The 9,109-nt window shown below is 72.7% G+C and carries 7 protein-coding genes; 2 read left to right on the forward strand and 5 right to left on the reverse strand.

The genetic code is table 11. From position 1 onward, the window contains the following. The coding region (locus VF697_RS39675) for a hypothetical protein (RefSeq protein ID WP_331103410.1) at positions 1–1,223 on the forward strand (1,223 nt) is incomplete at its 5' end. Here VF697_RS39675 and VF697_RS39680 read toward each other — a convergent pair. The 3 genes from VF697_RS39680 to VF697_RS39690 all read right to left on the reverse strand — a co-directional run bounded on the left by VF697_RS39680 (position 1,220) and on the right by VF697_RS39690 (position 2,898). Further along, positions 1,220–1,999, reverse strand: coding sequence for a hypothetical protein (locus tag VF697_RS39680; RefSeq protein WP_331103412.1), 780 nt, complete (start codon positions 1,997–1,999; stop codon positions 1,220–1,222). The two genes, VF697_RS39675 and VF697_RS39680, sit on opposite strands and share 4 nt — an antisense overlap. Continuing rightward, complete coding sequence (locus tag VF697_RS39685) at positions 1,996–2,628, reverse strand: hypothetical protein (RefSeq protein ID WP_331103414.1); 633 nt, start codon at positions 2,626–2,628, stop codon at positions 1,996–1,998. Before VF697_RS39685 ends, VF697_RS39680 begins: the two co-directional genes overlap by 4 nt. 66 nt (positions 2,629–2,694) lie before the next feature. Further along, a complete protein-coding gene (locus VF697_RS39690; protein WP_331103416.1) occupies positions 2,695–2,898 on the reverse strand; it encodes a hypothetical protein in 204 nt (67 codons plus the stop codon). Positions 2,899–3,192: 294 nt separating this feature from the next. Between VF697_RS39690 and VF697_RS39695 the strand changes: the two genes are divergently transcribed. Next, positions 3,193–7,077: a serine/threonine-protein kinase PknK gene (locus tag VF697_RS39695; RefSeq protein WP_331103417.1), complete on the forward strand. Its 3,885-nt coding sequence runs from the start codon at positions 3,193–3,195 to the stop codon at positions 7,075–7,077. Here the strand turns inward: VF697_RS39695 and VF697_RS39700 are convergent. Beyond that, positions 7,058–8,878, reverse strand: coding sequence for an OPT family oligopeptide transporter (locus tag VF697_RS39700; protein WP_331103418.1), 1,821 nt, complete (start codon positions 8,876–8,878; stop codon positions 7,058–7,060). The two genes, VF697_RS39695 and VF697_RS39700, sit on opposite strands and share 20 nt — an antisense overlap. After that, positions 8,875–9,109, reverse strand: a 235-nt coding sequence (locus VF697_RS39705; protein ID WP_331103419.1) for a hypothetical protein, incomplete at its 5' end; no start/stop codon positions are given. The genes VF697_RS39700 and VF697_RS39705, both read right to left, overlap by 4 nt.

Below are 9,109 nucleotides of genomic sequence, written 5' to 3' on the forward strand. Positions count from 1 at the left end.
CCCTGCACCTGCTCAGCGTCGCCGACGTCTACAACGACGTGGGCTCGGAGGAGCGCCGCCCCTCGCGCAAGGTGGAGTACAGCCCCAAGCTCTCCGTGGACGCGGCGGCGCTCGCCACCCTGCCCCGCGCCTTCCTCGAGCAGTTGCGGCTCACCCCCCGCGAGTTCATCCGCGACTGCCTCCGGGGAGATGCGTCCCTCGTCACCGTGTACGAGACGTTCCTCGGCCGCATCGGCCTCATCGTGCTCCCGCTGGAGGACGCGACGCTCTACGTGGACCAGCAGCGCACCGTGGAGGCCGTCGTCCGGGGGCTCGAGGAGGCCGCGCGGCTGGGCGCCGACACCGTGTCCCTCACCGGCCTCATCCCCTCGGCCACGGACTACGGGCACGCGGTGCAGGCGGCCACCGCCGGTCGCTCCGGCCTGCCGAGGCTCACCACCGGCCATGCCACCACCGCCGCCTCCTTCGTGATGATGGTGGAGCAGGTGCTGAAGGTCGCCGGACGCGGGTTGGAGGACGAGCGCCTGGCGCTCCTCGGTGTGGGCTCCATCGGCACCTCCATCCTGCGGCTGCTGCTGCGGACGCTGCCCCACCCGCCGAGCCTCCAGTTGTGCGACGTGCCCGCCAGGCGCGAGTACCTGCTGCGGCTGAAGGAGGAGCTGCGCACGGAGCTCGGCTTCCGGGGGGAGGTGAGCGTGGTGGCCATTGCTGGGGCCGAGGCGCCCGCGGAGGTGTACGAGGCCTCCGTCCTGCTCAGCGCCACCAGCGCCGCCAACCTGCTGGATGTGGAGCGGCTCCGGCCGGGGACGCTCGTGGTGGATGACTCGGCGCCGCACTGCTTCGACCCGCGCCGCGCCATCCGCCGCTTCCAGGAGCGGCGGGACGTCCTCTTCACCGAGGCCGGCGCCATCCGCAGCCACCGGCCCATGCAGGAGATCCGGGAGCTGTCCTTCGCCACTGGCTGGGACCACAAGGTGCGAGCGGCCCTCAAGCTGCTGCACCCCGCCGAGGACACCGTCATGGGGTGCGTCTTCTCCAGCATCCTCAGCTCGCGCTTCGAGGACGCGCCGTGCCTCGTGGGCACGCCCACGCCGAGAGACCTCGATCTGCACTACCGCAAGCTGCGCGAGCTGCGCTTCGAGGCCGCACGGCTCTATCTCGAGGACCACGTCCTCGATGAGGACCTGGTGGGCATGTTCCGCGTGCGCTTCGGGCGTGGTTAGCCGTCGGCCTCTTCCTCCTCACTCGCGGCCATGGAGAGGGGGTAGAGGGCCCGGTGGTTGATGTTGGGGTAATACGCCGCGAGGTAGAACTCCCCCGCGATCAGCACCCATGTCCACCTGGCCGGCCTGGGCTGCCTCGCCAGCCAGGCTTCCGCCTCCTCGCGAGTGGCGAATGAAGCTTCGGCGACAGGCGACTCCTCCCGCTTGAGCCATGCGAGATGGCGCTCGAGGTGGCGATTCCATGGCAGGCGGCGGAAATCCGTTTCGCGCTCATACACCACGTCATGGGAGCGGTTGCCGATCAGGATCTCAGCGAAAGTGGGCGGGTTTGGATGGCTCTTGAGCCAGGCTTCCGCCTCGCTCTTTGTTTCAAACGAGGCCATGACGAATGGGGGCGCATTGGATTCGACATGCTCGAGGAAATCACCGAAGGCCGCGTGCTGACGGGTCGAGGAGATGAAACGAAACGCATCGAGGATGACCTGGATGGCCGGCTGTTCTCCGGCGGCCTCGGGCTCGTCTCGGAGTTCCTCGAAGAAGCGCTCGGCCTCGCTCAAGCTTTCTTGTAGCCCGTGAGCTGTACCCGCCGGGGAGGAACCGCTGGAGGCGCGATTCCCTCGAAAATCCACGAAGGGGTACCACTGCCCCGTAACGGAGATGAAGTCCAGGGCGTCGCGCGCGAGGATGAGAATCCGCGCCCGCTCTGGAGGCTGTCCCTCGCTCCAGCGCCTCCCAATCACCTGCTGTGCATCCGAAAGAATGAGAGGATTCGTCATGGCGTCACCGCCAGGGCTCGGGGCTCGGAAGCAACCTCGGACGAGGCCAAGGTGACGACGGGCACGAGCAACAGGACCACGCCACCGCTCCCTCCGACGACGACGAAGGCCACGCCCGCGATGACGATGACGGCCCCCGCCAGCAACTTGTCGCTGTTCTGCTTCACCCAGGCGATAGCCTCATCCGTGGCATGGAACTCCACGGCTTCGCCTTCGGCCAGTTCCTTGAGCCTGCAACAGTCGAGGTAGGGTCGCCTGCACGCGCGGATGCAATGCTCCTTCTTCGCGCCTTTGCGCATATGGCTCCAATCGTCACCCTGCAGGCCCGCCAGGCACATGCGCTCACACGCATCGCGCTCCCCCTCACAGTCGCGGTTGAAGGCGGCCTGGACGACGCGTCCTTGGACGCTGGGGGTGGTCGCCAGGTACGAATGTGCCGGCACCTGGAAGTCCTCGACGGGCTTCCATGAATGGACCATCTGCCCGTCCGCGCCCCGCTCGAGGATGAGTACGTAACGACCCAGGTTCTGCGCACCGGTAGGGGCCGTGACCGGGTGGCGAGCCACACAACAGGAAAGAAGCAGCAGGCTCAGGCTCGACGCCACGAGCCGCCCAGGCGCTGATGTCATTCCAGGGCTCTACCACGTCCTCGATGAGGGCCTGGTGGGCATGTTCCGCGTGCGCTTCGGGCGTGGTTAGCCGCGCGCTCGCGCCCGCGCCCGGGCCAGCAGCTCTTCAATCTCCTCCTGCCGCATCGCCGCGCGCGCCAGCACCGAGCCGGTGAGGCGGTAGAGGGCCGTGGCCACTTCCAGCGCCAGGGGATGCAGCCGCTTGCCGAGCAGCACCACGCCGGCACCCGCGCCGCACCCGAGCAGGACCGAGGGAAGATCGAGCTTCACGAGGACACCTCCGGATGTCGCCCTGACCCCCTCTAGGTGGAGCCGCCCCCCGCATTGTGCAAGGGCCCACACTACGTTCCCCTACACTGGAGGACAGAGCCGTCGGGCCATGTGGGGGAAACGCTCAGATTGCGATAGATTGAGACCGTGCCGCGTTGTGTGACATGCGGGCAGCGTTGGGAGGGGACCCACGCGCACTGTCCCCGAGGAGCCACCCCGACCAACGCCCTGTCCGCGGGGCGTGAGCGGCCTGCTGCATCCATCGCCCTCCCCGGCTACCTCGTGGAGGACGAGGTGGCACGCGGTGGCTTTGGCACCCTCTACTCCGCGCGGCGCGAGCACGACGCCCTGCACGTGGCCATCAAGGTGGCCCACCCCGACGTGCCCCTGGCGCACACCCAGCTCACCCGCGAGGCCGAGGTGCTGCGCGCCATCGGCCCGCCCACCGTGCCCGCCGTGTACGAGCTGGGCACCCTGTCCGCAGGCGCGCCCTACCTCGTCATGCAGTTCATCGCGCGGCCCACCCTGGCGCAGCGCCTGGCGCAGGTGTCCGGCCCCATGCGGGACGCCGAGTTCAGCGCGCGCGCGCGCTCCCTGCTGGACGCGCTGGAGGTGGTGCACGCCCGGGGCTACCTGCACGGAGACCTCAAGCCGGAGAACGTCTTCCTCGACGACACCACGGGGGCCGCGGGCTTCTTCGACTTCGGCCTCGCGCGGCCCGCGGGCGCACCCGCCCCCTCCTCCGCCGACGAGCCCACCCCGCCCGTCGGCGACTCCTTCGCGGGCACCGCCGAGTACATGTCCCCGGAGCAGTGCTCGGGCGCGCCGCGCCTGGACGTGCGCTCGGACCTCTACTCCCTGGGCGTCCTCTTCTACGAGATGCTCACCGGCCGGCCGCCCTTCTTCGGCACCCCGTCCGACGTCATCCACGCCCACCTCGCGCGCCGGCCCACCCGCCCCTCGGAGCTGGCCCCCGTGCCCTCCGCGCTCGAGCAGGTGGTGCTGCGCTGTCTGGCCAAGGAGCCCGAGCGCCGCTACGACTCCGTGGCCCCCCTGCGGCTCGCGCTCCGGGACGCGCTGGCCCACATCACCGAGCGGACCTCGCCCTCGGCGGCGCCCCCTCCCCGCCCGCAGGAGAAGGCCGCGCCGCCCGGGCCCGCGCGCCGCTCGGTGGCGGTGCTCTTCTTCCGCTCGGGCGCCAACCCCGTCACGGTGCAGAAGGCGCTCGCCAGCTTCGGCGGGCAGATGGCCTTCCACGAGGGCACCCGCTTCGCCGGCGCCTTTGATCCCGACGTGGGGGAGAACCCCGTGCAGCGCGCGCGACAAGCCGCCGAGGGACTCGCCGCGCAGAACCTCGCGTCCGCCGCGCTGGTGGACGTGGCCGCGGTGACGGTGCAGCGCCGCCCGGGTGGCCCCGCGCGCTACCTCGGCCCCGTCTTCTCCCGCAAGGACCGCTACCCCACCGACGACGACCCCGCCACGCTGCTGCTCACCGCCGCGGCGGCCGAGGCGCTGCCGGACCTCGCGTGCGAGCCCCTGCCGGACCGCGAGGGCCTCTTCCGGCGCGCGTCCACCAGCCTGGAGCGCGAGGACGTCACCGTCCTCCAGCACGGCAGCGGGGTGCTGGTGGGCCGCAGCAACGAGCTGGCCGAGCTGATGGAGAGCGCGGGCCTGGCGCTGGTGGAGCGCGCGCCCACCGTCATGACGGTGCTGGGGGACCGGGGCCAGGGCAAGACGCACCTGTGCGCGGCCCTCACCCAGCAGCTCCAGGTGGCCCTGCCCCACGCGAAGGTGTCCGCGTGGCGCGCCCGCGAGCCGGTGCAGGGCGACCCCGAGGGCACCCTGCGCCTGCTGCTGCGCGGCGCGCTGTACGGCTTCCAGACGGGCGTCGAGCTGACGGGCTCGGACCACGAGGGGCGCTCCACCTGCTTCGAGCTGCTGGGACCGAAGCTCGCCACCGAGCTGTGGCCCGGCGTGGCCTCCACCCTCGGGTGGCTCGCCCCGGGTGCCGCCGGGCTGCAGAACTGGGCCGCGGCCCCTGGCGCGCTGCGCTCGCTGGCCATGCGCGCCGCCGGTGAGCTGCTGGCCGCACGGGCCCGGCAGCAACCCCTGTGCCTCATCCTCGATGACGCGCAGTACGCCGAGGAGACGGCGCTGGACGCGCTGGAGTACGCCGCGCTCGCCGAGTCCCGCGTCCCCCTGTGGGTGTGCGTGCTGGCGCGTCCGGGCTTCCAGGGCCTGCGCCCCTCGTGGGGGACGCGCGCCGCCCGCCGCGACGTGCTGCCGCTCGGCCCCCTGGCGCAGGCCAGCGCGGTGGAGCTGTGCCGCACCCTGCTGCGCCCGGCGGAGAACGTCCCCGCCGCCGCCATCGAGCGCCTGGCCGAGCGCGCCCAGCACGTCCCGCTCTTCCTCGTGGAGCTGGTGCGCGGCCTCAAGCGCCAGGGACTGGTGCGCCAGCGCGCCAGCGGCGGCAGTTGGTACCTCGCCACGGACGAGCTGGACCGCATGCCGGAGCTGCGGCTGGTGGAGTGGCTGGCGGACCGGGAGTTGGGCGCCCTGCCCGTGGAGCTCGCGGCGCACGCGCGGCTGTGCGCGCTGCTCGGCCCGGACTTCACCGCCGCCGAGGCCGAGGGCGTGGTGCACGCGCTGGAGGAGGACGGCGGCGCGGCGGACTTCCCGTTGGATCCGCGCCACGCCACGCGCCGGCTGTTGGACCTGGGGCTGCTGGTGTCCCACCGCCAGGAGGGGCTGAGCTTCCGCAATGAGCTGCTGCGCGCCACGGTGGAGCGCTCGCTGCCCGAGGCGGACCGGGTGCGCATCCACCGCGCCGCCTACCGCTACTACGACAGCCATGCCGCCGCCGCCGAGCGCCAGCGCCTGCCCCGCCTGGCCCTGCATGCCGCCGCCGCCGGCCTGCGCGACCAGGCCGCCGCCCTCTACATCGACCTGGCGGAGTCCGCGCGCGGCCGGCACGCGTACATCGAGGCCGAGTCCACCTATACGCGCGCGCTGGAGCTGCTGGACGGCGATGACCGGCGGCGGCGCCTCACCGTGCTCCGGGGCCGGGGCCTCATGCGCTACCGCGTGGGGCGCTACGAGGACTCGCTGGCGGACTTCGCCGGCGCGCGCGAGCTGGCCCGCCAGCTCGGGGACGTGGCCGACGAGGTGGACCTGCTGCTGGACGAGGCCATGGCGTACGATTGGATCAACGACTACGCGCGCTCGGAGGAGCGGGTGTACGCGGCCCAGGAGCTGGCCTTCTCGGTGAAGCTCCAGTCGCCGCTGCTCCAGGTGCGGATGCTGCTGGGCCTGGGGCGCGCGCAGTTCCGCAATGGCCAGTGGGAGGAGTGCTGCGAGCCCTTGCAGGAGGCGGCGGACCGGGCCCGGAAGCTGGGGGACGCCGGCTACGAGTCGCGGGTGGTGGCGCAGCTCCTGCTGGGCGTCATCCTCCCCAACCTCGGCCGCATCGACGAGGCGGAGCGCATCTTCGAGGAGGTCATCGCCGCGTGTACCGAGCGCGGAGACCGGCTCCACCTGGGCAGCGCCATCAACAACCGCCGCAACCTGTGGGTGGCGCGCAACGACTTCCAGGGCGCCATGCAGGACCAGGAGCGCTTCATGCACCTGGGGCGCGAGCTGGGCATGGTGGGCTGGGAGTACTTCGCCGAGCACAACATGGGCGAGCTGCTCCTCCAGTCAGGAGACGCGGAGGCGGCCAACCCGCACATCTCCCGCGCCATCGCGCTGGAGCGGCACCACCCGGAGATGGCCTCGCGGCCCTGGGCGCTGCTGCTCAAGGCGCGCGCGCTCGCCTACACCGGGGAGAACGAGCGCGCGCGGGAGCTGCTCACGGACATCCGCCGGACGCTGAAGGAGAGCGGCGCGGAGTTCAGCCCCTCGGAAGAGGTCATCTTCTCCACCGTGGAGCTGGCCACGCGCGAGGCCTCCCCGGAGGAGTGGGAGGCGCTGCTGGCGCGCTCCAACGAAGTCTCCGTGGAGCAGGAGCCGTTGGAGGTGCTGGAGCTGCGCGGGCTGGCGTGCCTGCGCCGGGGCGAGCGGGAAGCGGCCGTGCGCATGCTGGAGGAGGCGCTGCGCCGCGCCGAGACCGTCCCCAACGTCATGCGGGGCCGGCTGCGGCGCAGCCTGGAGCGCGCGCGCCTCACCCCGGCCGCTGCATGAGGCCGAACGCCAGCAGTGCCGAGATGAGCACGCCCAGGAGGGCCTCGGCGACGATGGCACCGGCCCCCGCGGCTTGAACCGTCTGGGTGGAGGAAGGCCGCAGGCGGCTCACGCCCCCGGCCAGCAGGGCCCCCAGGCAGATGGTCACCGCGTAGTAGGCCGGCAGGCAGAAGCCGATGCCCATGGCCGCCGCCGAGGGCAGCAGGCGCGCCAGCCGCCCGCGAGCCGCCACCGACAGCACGACGCCGAGCGCGAAGGCCAGCGAGGAGACGAGCGTGGAGGAGGGCGGCATGCCCTCCAGCCCTCGCGAGGTGAGTTCCGCCACGGCCTTGAATTGCAGTCCCGTGGGCACGGGCAGCGCCTGGGAGCCCAGCCCGTGCGTGGACACGAGCAGGAAGTAGGCGGGGACGGCCACGGCGGCGCCCAGCAGCAGCCCCGAGAGCTGGAGGAGGAGCTGGCGCGAGGCGCTCGCCCCGAGCAGGCGCCCGGCCTGGAGCGACCACAGACTCCCGCTGGTGTGCGAGGCGGCGCCCGACACCACCGCGCCCGTCACGACGTTGAGGCCGGGCAGCCCCGGCGCCACCATGCCGAAGCCCACCTGGGCCAGCTGCCCCACGGGGCTGATGGGAGCGATGTCCGACTGACCGGTGGCCCGGGCGCACACCGCGCACAGCGGGAAGGCCATCACCAGTGCGAGGAGGAAGGAGAGCGGGCCGAGCTGGAAGGCGAACCACCCCACCACCCCGGTGAGGACGATGGCCGCGGGCACCGCCCGGGCCACCCACGGGCCGAGCCGGGCCTCCCAGCCCTCACCCTGCCGTCCGAGCCCGCGCAGGTCGGCGACCACCGCCGGGAGGGCACGCACCTGGGACACGAGCGACGAGGCCGACGCGCCCACCATCAACCCCACGCCGGGCCAGAGGAGCCACGCGGAGAGGGAGTCATAGTCGGCCCCCGCGACGAGCCCCTCGCGCACCAGCCAGGGCGCCAGTCCCGTCCACGCCACCAGCGCGCCCAGCAGGATGCTCAACCCCGCCTGGGGCCCCACCAGCACGCCAATGCCCAACATCATCGGGTGCCAGCCGATGCCCAGCAGCAGGCTGTCCGCGCTCAGCCCGCCCACGCGCAGCGAGCCGGGCAGCAGCGAGGAGGCGGGGATGAGGCCGCGTGCCTCCCGCAGCCAGGTGAGCACTCCGGAGATGAGGCCACTGGCCCACAGGCCCCGGGCCCGCTCGGCGTAGGCCGTGCCGGTGGAGTGCAGGGTGGAGATGAGCTCCGCGGTGGCGGCACCGGTGGGAAACGGCAGGGCCTCGTCCTCGAGCAGGCGCCGCCGCAGCGAGAAGGCGAAGAGCACGCCGAGCGTCCCCAGCCCCACGCCCCACAGCGCCACGGCCCAGCCCGCCGGCTGCGTCCCCGTCCCGAGGAGCGCGAGCGCCGGCACCGCGCCCAGCAGTCCGGCGCTGGCGGGCATCGCCCCCACCGAGACGGCGGTCGTCATGGAGAGGTTGGTCTCCAGCGGGGAGAGCGGAGCCCCCCGCCGGGCGGCGAAGGCCGACAGGCCCCCGTAGGCCAGCAGCGACGCCAGCACGCACCCCGACTCCCAGAAGCCCGTCTTCAGCCCCATGTAGACGTTGGTGACGGCCAGCACCGAGCCGATGAGGCCCCCCGCCACCAGCGCGCGCGCTGTCAGCTCCGGCGGTCCGGGTTGGACGGCGGGCACGGCATGGAGCGAGGGCGTCTTCGTCTCGCCCGGAGCCGGCTTGGGGGCCACTCCCGCGCGTCCCGCGCGCCGCTCACTCATCTCGCACCTCCCTGGGCCACGGCGAGCGGAACAGCGGTGGCGGTGGCCTGGGCCGGCGCGCCCTGGGCGGAGCGGCCCACCAGCGCCCGGAGCTGGCGCAGGTCCAACGGCTTGCTGAGCTTCGGGTTGGACACCTCCTGCAGGAAGCTCAGCGCGCGCGGGGTGAAGGCCCCTCCCGTCATGAAGACGACGCGCTGGGCCTGCTCCGGCGCGAAGCGGTTGAGCTCGGCG

It is taken from the genome of Archangium sp., from assembly GCF_036388035.1.
In the GTDB taxonomy this organism is placed as follows: Bacteria; Myxococcota; Myxococcia; order Myxococcales; family Myxococcaceae; genus Archangium.

Bases quoted from the DNA above. Each gene is read 5' to 3' on its own strand.
- VF697_RS39680 (WP_331103412.1), bottom strand. From the start codon at position 1,999: ATGACGAATCCTCTCATTCTTTCGGATGCACAGCAGGTGATTGGGAGG.
- VF697_RS39685 (WP_331103414.1), bottom strand. From the start codon at position 2,628: ATGACATCAGCGCCTGGGCGGCTCGTGGCGTCGAGCCTGAGCCTGCTG.
- VF697_RS39700 (WP_331103418.1), bottom strand. From the start codon at position 8,878: ATGAGTGAGCGGCGCGCGGGACGCGCGGGAGTGGCCCCCAAGCCGGCT.